A 14,882-nucleotide genomic window follows, 5' to 3' on the forward strand; every position below is an offset into this window, starting at 1 on the left:
CGTCAGGTTCGACCGACGCCCCGGCAACGGCCGGGGTCGCCAATAGGGACAAAAGGATCAGGCGCTTACATATTGGGATAGTTCGGCCCTCCGCCACCTTCCGGGACGACCCAATTGATATTCTGGGTCGGATCCTTGATGTCGCACGTCTTGCAATGGACGCAATTCTGCGCGTTGATCTGGAAACGGGCAAGCCCCTCTTCCTGACCGACCACTTCATAGACGCCGGCGGGGCAGTAGCGTTGCGCCGGTTCGTCATAAAGGGGCAGATTGTAGCTGATCGGGATCGTGGGATCCTTCAGCTGCAAATGGACCGGCTGGTCTTCCTCATGATTGGTGTTCGACAGGAAGACGGACGACAGACGATCGAAACTCACCACCCCATCGGGCTTGGGATAGTCGATCTTCGCGCAGGAGTCCTTGGGCCAGATCTTCTCATTGTCCGGCTTGTGCTTCATCGTGAAGGGCAGGCCGATCTTGAGCGTACGCATCCACATGTCGATGCCCGCCAGCACCGTGCCGATCGTGCCGCCGAACTTGCTGAGCAGCGGCTCGGCATTCTTCACCAGCTGCAATTCGGTCGCGATCCAGCTGGAGCGCAGGCGCAGTTCATAATCGTCCAGCACGTCGCGAGCGCGCTCATTCTGGATCGCCTCGAACGCCGCCTCGGCCGCCAGCATGCCCGACTTCATCGCCGTATGCGTGCCCTTGATCCGCGGCACGTTGACGAAGCCCGCCGAACAACCGATCAGTGCGCCGCCGGGGAAGACCAGCTTGGGAATGGACTGCCAGCCGCCCTCGTTGATCGCCCGCGCGCCGTAGGAAACGCGGCGCCCGCCCTCCAGAAACTTGCGAATTTCAGGATGCTGCTTCCAGCGCTGGAACTCTTCGAACGGATAGAGGTGCGGGTTGCGGTATCCCAGCCCGACGACGAAGCCCAACGCCACCTGCCCATTGGCCTGATGATAGAGGAACCCGCCGCCATAGGCGTCCGTCAGCGGCCAGCCCTGCGAATGGATCACCAGCCCCGGCTGATGCTTGGCGGGGTCGATATCCCACAATTCCTTCATGCCCAGGCCATAGACCTGCGGCTCGCTGTCCGCGTCCAGCGCGAACTGGCGCTTCAATATCTTGGTCAGGTGGCCGCGCGCGCCTTCGGCGAAGAAGGTATATTTGGCATGCAGTTCCAGGCCCGGCTGATAATCGCCCTTGCGATTGCCTTCCCGGTCGATGCCCATGTCGCCGGTGGCCACACCCTTAACGCTGCCATCCTCATTATAGAGGATTTCCGCCGCCGCGAAGCCGGGGAAAATTTCGACGCCCAGCCCCTCGGCCTGTTCCGCGAGCCAGCGGCAAAGGTTGCCCAGCGATCCGGTATAGGTGCCCTTATTGTGCATCCATCCCGGCGTCATGATGTGCGGCATCGCGATCTTGCCGGTCTTGGTCAGGAACCAATGCTGGTTGTCCGTCACCGGCACGTCCGCCAACGAACAGCCCTGCTCCCGCCATTCCGGCAGCAATTCGTCGAGCGCCCTGGGATCGATCACCGCGCCGGACAGGATATGGGCGCCGATTTCCGACCCCTTTTCCAGCACGCACACGGCCAGTTCCTGACCGGCCTTGTCCGCCAGTTGCTTCAGCCTGATCGCCGCTGACAGTCCCGCCGGCCCTCCACCGACGATGACGATGTCATAGGGCATCGATTCCCGTTCGCTCATTCATCCCTCCATGTCGACGTCGGCGGGCTGCACCCCGTCTTTTCCGATCGCCGCATTAGTCCAACAGTTTACCACCCAAGGCGATGAAGCACCTTGACCCGATCGTCAACCTCTGGCCCTAGCTGATTGTGATGCGGGGTTTATTGCAGGATGATGCGGCAGTTTGCGCCGATGCCTATCTGGCATGGTGGCAACTGGCCGGTGTGGACGGTGCCGTAACGGAAGCGCCCGTCAATTGGTTGCGTCCGGCGCCGGCGCGCCCTGCGGCCGCGAATGAAGCCGTTTTTTCAGCCTCTGTGGTGGATAAGCCCCGAACGCTCGAATCGTTCCTTGATTGGCTTGCCACGGATCCCGCGCAGCCCGAACGGCGCTGGTCCGGCACACAGATCGCGCCGGTCGGCAAAGCGCAGGCCGCGCTGATGGTCGTCACCGACCTGCCCGATCCCGCCGACCTTTCCGAAGGCCGCCTGCTGGCCGATCGCGCCGGCCTGCTGTTCGACGCGATGTTGCGCGCCATCGGCCTCGACCGTGGTGTCATCCACCTCGCCTCTCTTTTTACCGCTCGCCCCCCCGGCGGCATGGTGGAGGCATCGGATCTCGCCGCCGCCGCCGAGCGGATGCGCACCCATGTCGCGTTGGCCCAGCCCCGGCGCCTGTTGTTGCTGGGCGATCGGACGATCCGTGCGTTGCTCCCGACCGGTAACGGCGCGGCGGTCGGCGGTTTACACGACTTTAACCATGATGGCGGCATTGTGCCCGCCATTGCCACATTCCACCCCCGGCTGCTGCTGACCCAGCTCGCGGCCAAGGCGGAATGTTGGCGCATATTACAAAGCCTGATCGAGGAAGCCCGTCCGTGATTCGCGCCGCGACCCAAATATCCCGCCTTGCCCTTATCGCGATGGGCCTTGCCGCCACGCTGCCTGTCAAGGCCGAAACCACCCCGGTCCTGCCGACGACCCTTTCCGCCGACGCCTCCCCCCTCCAATTGAGCGACGGCGACAAGGCCCGTTATCGTGCCATCTTCACCGCGATCCAGTCTCAGCACTGGACCGATGCGACGGCGATGATCGCCACGCTGGACAGCCAGGACGCCGTTCGTCCGCTGGCCCTGTCCGAACTCTATCTGGCCAAGGGTTCGCCCAAGGTCGAACTGTTCGACCTGCTCGACCTCATCAACAAGGCCGCCTGGCTGCCCAAGGCCGATCAGCTTTCCCGTCTGGCGCAACGGCGCGGCGCGACCATCCTGCCCACCCTGCCGCAGATCCAGAAGATGGTATGGCTAGGCGCTGCCCCTCGCCGTCAATATGTCGCCGCCGTAAAGGCTGACGTCGCCGCGCAGGCGCTCGCCGGCCAGATCCAGACCTATGTCAAGAATGACGATCCGATCGGTGCCGAAGGGCTGCTGGGTACCGGCGAAGCGGGCCTGACCAATGAAGGCCTGACCGAAGTGCGCCAGCGCGTCGCCTGGGCCTATTATATCGAAAATGACGATACCAACGCCCGCCGCATGGCCGCGCGCGCGCTGGAAACCCGCACCGGCGGCGATTGGACCGTACAGGCGCACTGGACCACGGGCCTTGCAGCATGGCGCCAGAATGATTGCCGCGCCGCCGCCCCCGCCTTTGCCAATGTCGCCGCTTTGGCGGGTGACGCCGACATGCGATCGGCCGGCGCCTATTGGGCCTCGCGCGCCTATATGGTCTGCGGCGAAGCGGAAAAGGTCGCCACTTATCTGAAGCAGGCCGCCCGCTCCGACGAAACCTTCTACGGCTTGCTCGCCCGCGAATCGCTTGGCCTGCCCTTGGGCGGCGCGCCGGTCGGCAGCCGCTTCGGCGCTCTGGAATGGCAGAAGCTCAAGAGCAGCCCCAATGCCCGCGCCGCCATCGCCCTGTCCGCGATCGGCGACAATGGCCGGGCTGACGAACTCATCCGATATCAGGCGAAGATCGGCGGCAGCGATCAATATGATGCCCTGCTCCGCCTCGCCAGCGCGCTGAACCTGCCCGCCACCCAGCTCTGGCTCGCCCATAATGGTCCCGCCGGCAAACAGCCCGACAGCTTCGCCCGCTTCCCCGCGCCCGACTGGCGCCCCGATGGTGGCTGGCGCGTCGATCCCTCGCTCATCTACGCCCATACGTTACAGGAATCCGGCTTCCGCTCCGACGTCGTCAGCAGCGCGGGTGCGCGCGGCCTGATGCAGGTGCGTCCCGGCACGGCGGGCGATGTCGGCCTCACCAACGCGGCGCAATTGTTCGTGCCGTCGACCAACATGGAATATGGCCAGCGCTATCTGGAATCGCTGCGCGACATGAGCGCGACCGGCGGCCTGCTGCCTAAGGTGATGGCCGCGTACAACGCCGGCCCGCTGCCGGTCGATCGCTGGAACACGCAGGTCCATGACAAGGGCGATCCGCTGCTCTTCATGGAATCGCTGCCTTATTATGAAACCCGCGCTTATGTGAACATCGTCATGCGCAACTACTGGATGTATCAGATCCAGGCGAAGGGCAGCGCCGATTGCCTGACCGGCATGGCGCAGGGCATGTGGCCGACCTTCCCCAATGCCAAGGGGGTGAAGCTGGTACGCCTCAGCAAAGCCGACGGTCGCAGTTCCATGGGCGGCGGCTCGGACTGATGCCGATCGACGAGAGCCGGACTTTCATTCCGGTTCGCATCGCCGTGCTGACCGTGTCGGATACGCGCGGCCTGGCCGAGGATCGCTCCGGCGACACGCTGGTCGAACGGCTGGAAAGCGCGGGGCACATTCTGGCCGCCCGCTATATCGAGCGCGACGACAAATCCGCCATCGTCGCGCGCCTCCACGACTGGATCGACGATCCGGACATCGACGTCATTCTCACCACCGGCGGCACTGGCGTCACCGGCCGCGACGTCACGCCCGAAGCCTTGGCCCAGGTGCAGGACAAGGAAATCCCCGGTTTCGGCGAACTGTTCCGCTGGCTGAGTTTCCAGAGCATCGGCACCTCCACCATCCAGTCCCGCGCCACCGCTTGTGTCGCGCGCGGCACCTACATCTTCGCGCTGCCCGGATCGACTGGCGCCGTGAAGGACGCGTGGGACGGCATCCTGATCACCCAGTTGGACAGCCGTTTCCGCCCCTGCAATTTCGTGGAACTCATGCCCCGCCTGACCGAGCGATAAGGCTATAATAGCATTGTCCCGTTCGTCCTGAGTAGCCGTTGAGCGAAGTCGAAATGGCGTATCGAAGGATATTTCATAAGGTCGATTTTAATGCCATCATTGAATTAGTTAGCTAACAAATTAATAACTGGACATCGTTTCACCTGTCTCACTCGCAGTCTCAATTGACATATTGTTCTCGATATGTTCCAATCGGCTATGGCGATCGAGAAAGGCAGGGGCGCAACACTGAAAGGCGACAGCCGCCGCTTCAACTTGCCGCAGCGGGAGGCGGACGGCGATTGGCTGGACGCGATCGGCGACATTGACGGTCCGCTCACCCGCACCCGAACGCAGGTCACGGTCGAACATCCCCGCACGATCCTGACCCGCAACCAGTCCCCCGATATTGGCTTCAGCCAGTCGATCAACGCCTATCGCGGCTGCGAACATGGCTGCATATATTGCTTCGCCCGACCGTCGCACGCCTATCACGACCTGTCGCCCGGCCTGGATTTCGAAACCAAATTATTCGCCAAGCCCGACGCCGCCAAACTGCTGCGCGCCGAATTGTCGAAGAAAAACTATGTCGTGGCCTCGATCGCCATGGGCACCAACACCGACCCTTATCAGCCGATCGAAAAGGATTGGGGCATCACCCGCTCCATATTGGAGATCATGGTCGAAACCCGTCACCCGACCTACATCACCACCAAGTCCGACCGGATATTGCGCGACATAGACCTGCTTGCCGATCTGGCGCGCGACGGGCTGGTCGCGGTCGTGCTATCCGTCACCAGCCTGGACCCGGCCATCGCTCGCACGTTGGAGCCCCGCGCGCCGCATCCGCTGCGCCGGGTCGATGCGATCCGCCAACTGGCCGAAGCGGGCATCCCCGTCACCGCCAGCATTTCGCCCATCATCCCCGCCATCACCGACCATGAGATCGAAGCGCTGGTCGCCCGCGTCGCACAGGCAGGCGCGCGCGAAGTCACCTATATCCCCGTCCGGCTGCCGAACGAAGTCGCCCCGCTCTTCCGCGCCTGGCTGGAGGCCCATTATCCCGATCGCGCGGGCAAGGTGATGGCCATCATCCGCGAGCTGCGCGGCGGGCGGGACAATGATCCGAATTTCGGCACCCGCATGCGTGGTCAAGGCGTCTGGGCCGACCTCATCCGCACTCGCTTCCTCAAGGCTCGCAAGCGCGCTGGCCTCGGCGCCGAACGCCTGATCCTGCGCACCGACCTCTTCCGCCCACCCGAAGGCGCCCAGATGCGCTTGTTTTAGGCTTTCCCATTCCCCTCCCGCTTGCGGGAGGGGCAGCGAGACTTGCGCGCGCAGTGCGTTAGTCGCAGCGGGGTGGGCAATCGCGATATCCAGCCCACCCCCCCAGCCCCCTCCCGCAAACGGGAGGGGGAACACGGCCGCATCTGGTCGAAACCTGCCTCTGTCCCTACCCCGCCAACCGCATGGCCATCCGCCGCATCTTGGTGCGGTAGCCATCCGCCTTCACATCCATGCGCTCGAACCTGTGGACCGTCAGCCCCCTGATCGTCGCGATCGCATCCACCTGATCCGCGCCCAGGCTGTAATGATCGCCCAGAAACAGCTTCGCAGCCTGTCCGTCGCCTACGGGCGCCCGCAAAAATACTTCGCTGCGCCCGCCTCCGGCCCCGGCCAGCAAGGCCGCCAGCGCCTCGACCGCCTGTACCGTGTCGATATCGACCGTCAGCTCCATTCGCGATGCGCTCGCGATCGCGCGGAATGGCTCGGCGCCCCGCACGGTGACGCGCGGTGTCTCTTCGCCCGGCAACCGGTCCAGTTCCACGATCAACAGCGCGCAATCGCCGTCCTTCGACAATTCCTCGATTGCCTTGCACGCCTCTTCATCGAAGCAACTCGCCTGAAACTGCCCGCTCTGGTCAGAGAAGGTGGCGTTTGCATAGCGCGCGCCCCGCTTCGTCTCGCGCCAGCGTACATCCTCGACCATTGCGGCCATGATCGTCATCGACCGCCCTTCGGCATTGGGCGCGGGCATGGGCGACTGGCAGATCAGGCCATAGCTTTTGGCGCCCCGCGCATCGGCCAGATGCTTGTACCGGTCCACCGGATGGGCGGAGAAATAGAAGCCGAACGCCTCCTTCTCCTGCGCCATGCGATCCGCCACGGTCCAAGCCTGATGCGGCGGAATGCGCACATCGGCATGGGGTGTCTCGACGTCGCCGAATAGACCGCCCTGTCCGCTTTCGCGCGCCTGCGCATTGCTCGATGCGACCGACAAGATGGTTTCCGCCGCCGCATGCACGCCAGCACGGTCTTCATGGATGCCATCGAAAGCCCCCGCCGCCGCCAGGCTTTCCAACTGCCGCCGGTTCAGCAGACGCGGCTCGATCCGGTCGGCGAAATCATCGAGCGACTTGAATGGCCCGGTCGCCGCACGTTCGGCGACCAGCTGCTCCATCGCCTTTTCGCCCACGCCCTTCAGCCCGCCCAGCGCATAGCGCACGGCAAAGCCCAGCCTCTTATCCTCGCCTTCACAAGGCACCGCCTCGACGGTAAAGTCCGCCTCGCTGCGGTTCAGATCCGGCGCCAGGCAGGTCAGTCCCATGCGCCGCATATCGTCGACGAACACCGTCAGTTTTTCGGTCAGATGGATATCGAATGCCATCGATCCGGCATAGAATTCCGCCGGATAATGCGCCTTCAACCACGCCGTCTGATAAGCGAGCAAGGCATAGGCCGCCGCGTGCGATTTGTTGAAACCATAGCCCGCAAACTTGTCGATCAAATCGAACAACTCGTTCGCTTTAGCCGGCTTGATGTCGCTGCGCGCACAACCGTCCACGAAGCGGGACCGCTGCGCGTCCATCTCCGCCTTCACCTTCTTGCCCATGGCGCGGCGCAGAAGGTCGGCGTCACCCAGGCTATAGCCCGCCAGGATCTGCGCGGCCTGCATCACCTGTTCCTGATAAACGAAGATGCCATACGTCTCTTCCAGGATCGGCTTCAGAAGAATGTGCGGATATTCAATCTCTTCCGCGCCATTCTTGCGGCGACCGAACATCGGAATATTGTCCATCGGGCCAGGGCGGTAGAGCGACACCAGCGCGATGATGTCGCCGAAATTGGTCGGACGCACGGCCGCCAGCGTCTTGCGCATGCCTTCAGATTCCAGCTGGAACACGCCGACCGTGTCGCCGCGCTGGAGCAGCTCGTACACCGCCTCGTCATCCCAGGCGAGCGTGTCGAGGTCGACATGCACGCCCCGCGCCGCCAGCAATTGCACCGCCTTCTGCAACACCGACAGGGTCTTCAGACCCAGAAAGTCGAATTTCACCAGCCCGGCGCCCTCGACATATTTCATGTCGAACTGCGTCACCGGCATGTCCGATCGCGGGTCGCGATAAAGCGGCACCAATTGCTGCAACGGCCGATCGCCGATCACCACGCCCGCCGCATGGGTGGAACTGTGGCGCGGGAAGCCCTCCAGCTTCATCGCATAATCGATCAGGCGCTTGACCTGATTGTCATTGTCATATTCCGCGCGAAACTCGCTGACGCCGTTCAGCGATCGTTCCAGCGTCCACGGATCGGTCGGATGATTGGGCACCAGCTTGGCAAGCCGATCGACCTGCCCATAGCTCATCTGCAACACGCGGCCCGTGTCCTTCAACACGGCGCGCGCCTTCAGCTTACCGAAGGTAATGATCTGCGCCACATGGTCCGCACCATATTTCTGCTGAACGTAACGGATCACCTCGCCGCGCCGCGTTTCGCAGAAATCGATGTCGAAGTCGGGCATCGACACGCGTTCCGGGTTCAGGAAGCGTTCGAACAGCAAGCCAAGCTGCAACGGATCAAGATCGGTGATGGTCAGCGCCCAGGCGACCAGCGACCCCGCGCCCGATCCACGACCCGGACCCACCGGAATATCATGGTCCTTCGCCCACTTGATGAAGTCGGCCACGATCAGGAAGTAACCGGGAAAACCCATCTGGATGATGATGTCCGTCTCGAATTTCAGCCGATCGAAATAGGGCTTGCGCGCCTCATCCCCGATGATCCCGGCCTTGGCCAGTCGCGCCTCCAGCCCCGCCGTCGCCTGATCGCGCAGCATGATGCTTTCGCCCTCGATATCGCCCGCAAGGCTGGGCAGGATCGGCTTGCGCTTGGGCGCGGCAATGGCGCAGCGTTGCGCGACGACCAGCGTGTTGGCCAGCGCCTCGGGCAGATCCTCGAACAGGCGCTTCATCTCGCCCACCGGTTTCATCCAGGCGTCGGGCGAGCTTGTGCGGCGGTCGGGCGTCTCGACATAGGCGCTGTCCGCGATACACAGCATCACGTCATGCGCCTCATGGAAATGCGGCTCGGCAAAGCAGGTCGGATTGGTCGCGACCAATGGCAGATCGCGATCATAGGCCATTTCGAGCAGTTGTGGCTCGGCTCTGCCCTCGGTGGGGTCCAGCCGGCGGCAAATCTCGATATAGAGCCGATCCGGGAACAGCGCTTCAAGCCGCTCGACATAAGCGACCGCCGCGTCCGGCTGATCTTCGGCGAACAACCGCGCCAGCGCGCCTTCGCCGCCCGCCGTCAACGCGATGACGCCGTCGGTCCGCCCCTCCAGCGCCTTGATCGTCACATGCGGCACGTCTTCGACCGGCCGGTCCAGATGCGCCATCGACACCAGCGCGCAGATATTGTCGTATCCGCCCGCATCCTGCGCATAAAGCGCGATCCAGTCATGCACCGGCGGCGCATTGGCCGGGCGGCCCGGCCGTAATATCCCCAGCATCGCGCCGATGATCGGCTGCACGCCCTCATCCTTGCACCCGTCGGAAAAGGCCATCGAGCCATAAAGCCCGTTCCGGTCCGTGATCGCCGCCGCCGGAAAGCCCAAAGCTTTCGCTTGCTTGGCGATCTTCTTGGGGTCGATCGCCCCTTCCAGCATGGTGAAGGAGGAAAAAACGCGCAGCGGAACGAAAGGAGCATGGGGCATGCCCCCAATCTAGGGATGCCGCGCGATTCGGCCCACCCCCCTCACCACGAAATCTGTGGGTAAAGCGGTCGGCCGACCTGCCCGACGGCCAACATCCTTAACGGATTGCCAACCTGTCCCTGCTACCGTCGCTCGCATCATGCGTCTGTCTACCATCACCAACTGGGCCTATGGAGCCACCGTCGCCCTGACTTTGGCGTCTGGCGCCACCATGTTGATGGCATCGGGCGCCGAAGAACGCGAACGCGCCGCCGTCGCCCAACGCGCCACCTTCGACCAGGCCACCGCCACGTTGGAGGAGGATGTCTATCGCCTGACCGAACAGGCGCGCGGCTTCATCATCAGTGGCGATCTCAGCCATCTGATCGCCTATCGTCGTGAGAAGGGCGCGCTGAAGTCGGTCAAGCAGCGCGTCGCCCATCTGCGCGATGCCGGCGCCAATGAAAGCGAACTTGCTGCATTAGGTCAGGCGCTGCATTGGTCCGACGCGCTGACGGACGAGCAGGACGCCGCGATCCGCGCCGCTCAGGCGGGCGACGACAAGACCGGCCGCACCATCTTGTTCGGCGACGAATATGGCCGTGAACTGGACCGCGTCGCCGCGCAGGTCGGCAAATTCCAATATATGCTGGATCAGCGTACCGACCATGCCGTGTCGCGCGCAACCGACACCGCCCGTCAATGGCGCACCATGTCGGAAGTCATGCTGGGCATCACCGCCCTGCTCTTCCTGTGCGTCCTCTATTTCGTCCTGAAACAACGCATCCTGCGTCCGGTCGTCAGCCTGAGCGACGTCGTCACCCGTCTGGCCGCGCAGGATTGGGATGCGATCCCGCCCGACAGCGCCCATGTGGACGAGATTGGGGACATGGCGCAGGCCATCCGCATCTTCCGCGAAAACGGCCTGGAACGGCAGCGTCTGGAGCAGGAACGCGACACCGACCGCACCATGCGCGACCTGTTGTCCCGCCTGACCCAGCGTTTGCAGGGCTGCGACAGCGTGCATGATCTGGTGGAGGTGGTCCGCCGCTTCGCCCCCGAAATCGCGCCGGATTTCCCCGGCCGCCTCTATATTCACGACGCCCGCCGCAACGCCATGACACAGGCCTGCGACTGGCTCGCCCCCGCTTACTCGCGCAAGGAATTTGCTCCCTCCGCCTGCTGGGCGTTGCGCCGTGGCCAGACGCATCGGCCGATCGGCGAGATGGTGGATATTCCCTGCGACCATCTGGATGCCACCGGTGCGATCAGCACGATCTGCATCCCGCTCGCGGCGCAGGGCGAAAGCATCGGCATGCTTTATTATGAAGAGCCGGTGCGCGCCAATGCCAGCCATCTGGAGCGTACCGGCAAATATCTGGAGATGCTGGCCGAAAATATCGGCCTTGCCCTCGCCAATCTGCGCCTGCGCGATGTGCTGCGCGACATGGCGATGGCCGATGTCCTGACCGGACTGCCCAATCGCCGTCAATTCGACATCATGCTGCAAACGCTGGTCAACGAAGCCGAACGCAATCTTTCACCGCTCACCTGCCTGATGATCGACATCGACCATTTCAAGCGGTTCAACGACAGTTTCGGCCATGATGCCGGCGACGCCGTATTGCGCGCGGTCGGCAAGGTGTTGGCGGATGCCTTGCGGGAAAATGGCCATGCCTTCCGCTTGGGGGGCGAGGAATTCGTGATTTTGATGCCCGGTTTCAGACTCGACCAGGCGCTCGGCCGCACCATTCAGATTCAGCATCGCATTCGGGATCTGCGGGTCGAACATCGCGGGCGGGAACTGGGGGCGATTACCGCCAGCTTCGGCCTTGCGACCTTCCCGGACCATGGCCGTGCCGACCGCCTGCTTCAGACCGCCGACGCTGCCTTGCTGCGCGCAAAGGCGGAAGGTCGCGACCGCGTGCTGGTCGCCAATGTCAGAGATGGTGCGACGGCGGCGGCATAGAATATGATCCGATCGGATCATCCTCACTATCCGCCGTGCCAGCTGGCTTCAAAATGCCCTAGGCGCCTTCCAGCACCCCGGCATGCAGCCGGACCACCCGGTCCATCTTCTGTGCCAGCCGCTCATTATGGGTCGCCACCAGAGCGGCCGATCCCTCTTCGCGCACCAACCGCAGGAACTCGGCCAGCACGACATCGGCCGTTCGCTCGTCCAGATTGCCGGTCGGCTCGTCCGCCAGCACCAGCGCGGGGCGGTTGGCGAGCGCCCGCGCCACGGCGACGCGCTGCTGCTCGCCGCCCGACAATTGGCTTGGCCGATGGTCCAGTCGATGGCCCAGCCCCAGCGACGTCAGCAGCGACTCCGCCCGCGCCTTGGCGCTTTCCATATCCTTGTCGCGGATCACCTGCGGCAGGATGACATTCTCTGTCGCGTTGAAATCGGGCAGCAGATGGTGGAATTGATAGACGAAGCCGAGCGCGTCGCGGCGCAACCGCGTCCGCCCGTCATTGTCCAGCTTGGCCGCTTCTTCGCCAGCGATGCGGATCGACCCGTCGAACCCGCCTTCCAGCAGGCCGACCGCCTGTAGCAACGTCGATTTGCCGGACCCCGATGGCCCCAGCAGCGCCACGATCTCACCCGGCCCGACGTTCAGGTCGATGCTGCGCAGCACCTCTATCGTCACACCGCCTTGGGTGAAACTGCGGGCTAGGCCGGTTACTTTAAGGATATCATTCATAACGCAGCACCTGCACGGGATCGGTATTGGCGGCCTTGAAAGCCGGATATAGCGTGGCAAGGAAACTGAACACCAATGCCATGATGCAGATGATCGTAATCTCCACCGGGTCAGCCTTGGACGGCAGGTCTGTCAAAAAGCGGATCGAGGGATCCCATAAATTCTGACCGGTCACAAGTTGGACGAAATTCACGACGCTCTGGCGGAAGAAGAGGAAGGTGAAGCCCAGCAATATGCCGGCCGCCGTGCCCAGCGTACCAATAGTTACGCCCACCGTCATGAAGATACGCACCAATCCCGCACGGCTCGCGCCCATGGTCCGAAGGATGGCGATGTCCCGCGTCTTGGCGCGCACCAGCATGATCAACGACGACAGGATGTTGAATACCGCGACTAGTACGATGATCGACAGGACGACGAACATAGCGACCCGTTCCACGGCCAATGCCTCGAACAGCGACGAATTCATCTGACGCCAGTCGGTGATGACGGCCCGCCCGGCGACCTTACCGGCCAGCGGTTCCAATATCTGGCCCACTCGGTCCGCATCGACCGTCTCGACCTCGATCATGCCGACGGCATCACCCATCAGCAGCAAAGTCTGCGCATCCTGGATAGGCATCACGACCAAGGCTTTGTCATAGTCGTAGACGCCAATCTCGACGATCGCAGCAACCCGATAGCCGATCTGGCGTGGCACCGTGCCAAAAGGCGTCGTCCGGCCCGATGGATTGAAGATGGTGATCGTATCCCCGACCTGAAGGCCCAGATTTTCCGCCAATCTCGATCCGATCGCCACATTGCCGCTGTCCGGCTTCAAAGCGTTCAGGGTGCCGACCTTCACATTCTTGCTCAGTGTCGAACTGGAACGGATATCATCGACAGACATGCCACGCACCAACGCGAACTCAAACCGCCCTTGGTAGATGGCACCCAAGGGCTGGTCGATCATAGGTGTCGCCTTGGTGACGCCCGGCGTCGCCTTCGTTTCCTTCAACACCGACTGCCAATCCGGCAGCCGCCCGCCATAGCCCTGCACCACGGCATGGCCATTGAGGCCGACGATCTTGTCGAACAGCTCGGCGCGAAAGCCGTTCATGACGCTCATGACGATGATGAGCGCGGCGACACCCAGCATGACCGCGACCAGGCTGATGCCGGCGACGAGGAAGATGAAGCCTTCGCCCTTGCCCGGCAGCAGGTAGCGTTTGGCGATCATGCGTTCGTAACGGGATAGAATCATGTGGCGCGAACGGCCCTTCGATAGTGATATGGATGAGGGTCTAGGGATCAGCCGACATAACGGCAAGCATTGCCCGATTGTTGCATTGCCGCCACAGGGACGAACCGAAAATCACACCAGCCTGATTTTGCCCGTGACAGCGGGCTGCGCCAGTCATAGCAAGGCTTCGGAAGCACAGGTAAAAGGCCGTGGTTCAGGGATACTGCATCCCGCTTCGAGCTTAGGGGGCTAAGAAGCGGTTGAGGCAGGCCAAGGGGGAGACGAGCAATCGTCCATTAAGCACCCGGATCATGAAAGCATGATCCGGGTGCTTTTTATTTACCCTGTCCTATCCCGCTCTTTTCTTGCATCTTTCTGTTCGATCCGACGCCGCCATGTAAAAATGCGCGACCTTTTCGATAGGAACGGGCGCGCGCAACTTAATGTCGACACCTGCGGGAAATGTACGAAGTTAAGACGGCATTTTCCAACATCGCCCTGCTCTTGAAAGCCGGAACGCCAAGACCATATCCATGTCTGTCCAGCCGCCACATGGGGCCGGACATCCTATCGTCGGATGCCAATGATTGGGTCCGGCACGTTCATCTGCCCTTTGGGAGATTATGATTATGCGTGGTTTCGACCTCACCCCCTATCGCCGCTCCACCGTGGGTTTCGATCGTCTGTTCGACCTGATCGAAAATAATGCCCGGTTGGCGCAAGGCGACAATTATCCGCCCTTCAATATCGAGCGACTGTCGGAAGACCGGTATCGCGTGACGCTGGCCATCGCCGGCTTCCGCCCCGACGAGATCGACATTACCGCTCAGCAGAACCTGCTCCAGGTGATCGGGCGAAAGGATGACGCCTCCTCTGCGGATCGCTCCAAATTCCTTCATGTCGGCATCGCGAACCGCAGCTTCGAGCGCCGCTTCGAACTCGCCGATTTCGTGCGAGTCGAAAAGGCCGACCTGGCCGATGGCCTTCTGACTATCGAACTCGTGCGCGAAGTGCCCGAAGCGATGAAGCCCAAGAAGATCGCCGTCAATGGCGGTCAGCTGGTCGACATCAACAAGGACCGCGACGCCGCCTGATCCGGCTTCGATCGGAAATTGGAA

General features: G+C 62.6%; 10 protein-coding genes. 6 read left to right on the plus strand and 4 right to left on the minus strand.

Going from position 1 to position 14,882, the window contains the following annotated elements; all coding sequences use genetic code 11:
• Positions 1-65: 65 nt before the first annotated feature.
• Complete coding sequence (locus F4U94_RS05330) at positions 66-1,718, minus strand: electron transfer flavoprotein-ubiquinone oxidoreductase (protein ID WP_120250070.1); 1,653 nt, start codon at positions 1,716-1,718, stop codon at positions 66-68.
• 131 nt (positions 1,719-1,849) lie between these two features.
• On the opposite strand from F4U94_RS05330, the gene F4U94_RS05335 reads away from it, so the two are divergent.
• The 4 genes from F4U94_RS05335 to F4U94_RS05350 all read left to right on the plus strand — a co-directional run bounded on the left by F4U94_RS05335 (position 1,850) and on the right by F4U94_RS05350 (position 6,149).
• Positions 1,850-2,578: a uracil-DNA glycosylase family protein gene (locus tag F4U94_RS05335; RefSeq protein ID WP_150411873.1), complete on the plus strand. Its 729-nt coding sequence runs from the start codon at positions 1,850-1,852 to the stop codon at positions 2,576-2,578.
• Positions 2,575-4,356: a lytic transglycosylase domain-containing protein gene (locus tag F4U94_RS05340; protein WP_120250069.1), complete on the plus strand. Its 1,782-nt coding sequence runs from the start codon at positions 2,575-2,577 to the stop codon at positions 4,354-4,356. The genes F4U94_RS05335 and F4U94_RS05340 overlap by 4 nt, the downstream gene beginning before the upstream one ends.
• Positions 4,356-4,883, plus strand: a complete 528-nt coding sequence (gene moaB / locus F4U94_RS05345; RefSeq protein WP_120250068.1) for a molybdenum cofactor biosynthesis protein B — start codon at positions 4,356-4,358, stop codon at positions 4,881-4,883. The genes F4U94_RS05340 and moaB overlap by 1 nt, the downstream gene beginning before the upstream one ends.
• Before the next feature lie 198 nt (positions 4,884-5,081).
• Positions 5,082-6,149, plus strand: coding sequence for a PA0069 family radical SAM protein (locus F4U94_RS05350; RefSeq protein ID WP_120250067.1), 1,068 nt, complete (start codon positions 5,082-5,084; stop codon positions 6,147-6,149).
• 166 nt (positions 6,150-6,315) lie between these two features.
• Here F4U94_RS05350 and dnaE read toward each other — a convergent pair whose 3' ends face one another.
• Positions 6,316-9,858 carry a DNA polymerase III subunit alpha gene (gene dnaE / locus F4U94_RS05355; protein ID WP_120250066.1) on the minus strand — a complete coding sequence of 1,181 codons (3,543 nt, stop codon included), beginning with the start codon at positions 9,856-9,858 and terminating at the stop codon, positions 6,316-6,318.
• Between the two features lie 139 nt (positions 9,859-9,997).
• Here dnaE and F4U94_RS05360 point away from each other — a divergent pair, with 139 nt between their 5' ends.
• Positions 9,998-11,806, plus strand: a complete 1,809-nt coding sequence (locus F4U94_RS05360; protein ID WP_120250065.1) for a diguanylate cyclase — start codon at positions 9,998-10,000, stop codon at positions 11,804-11,806.
• A 58-nt stretch (positions 11,807-11,864) separates the two neighbouring features.
• On the opposite strand, the gene F4U94_RS05365 is transcribed toward F4U94_RS05360, so the two are convergent.
• The gene (locus tag F4U94_RS05365) at positions 11,865-12,542 is read right to left on the minus strand and encodes an ABC transporter ATP-binding protein (RefSeq protein ID WP_120250064.1); all 678 of its coding nucleotides are present in this window, start codon (positions 12,540-12,542) and stop codon (positions 11,865-11,867) included.
• Positions 12,535-13,785 carry a lipoprotein-releasing ABC transporter permease subunit gene (locus F4U94_RS05370; protein WP_120250063.1) on the minus strand — a complete coding sequence of 417 codons (1,251 nt, stop codon included), beginning with the start codon at positions 13,783-13,785 and terminating at the stop codon, positions 12,535-12,537. The genes F4U94_RS05365 and F4U94_RS05370 overlap by 8 nt, the downstream gene beginning before the upstream one ends.
• 608 nt (positions 13,786-14,393) lie before the next feature.
• On the opposite strand from F4U94_RS05370, the gene F4U94_RS05375 reads away from it, so the two are divergent.
• A complete protein-coding gene (locus tag F4U94_RS05375; RefSeq protein WP_120250062.1) occupies positions 14,394-14,858 on the plus strand; it encodes an Hsp20 family protein in 465 nt (154 codons plus the stop codon).
• The last annotated feature ends 24 nt before the right edge of the window (positions 14,859-14,882 follow it).

Source organism: Sphingobium limneticum (genome assembly GCF_008710155.1).
Lineage (GTDB): Bacteria > Pseudomonadota > Alphaproteobacteria > Sphingomonadales > Sphingomonadaceae > Sphingobium > Sphingobium limneticum.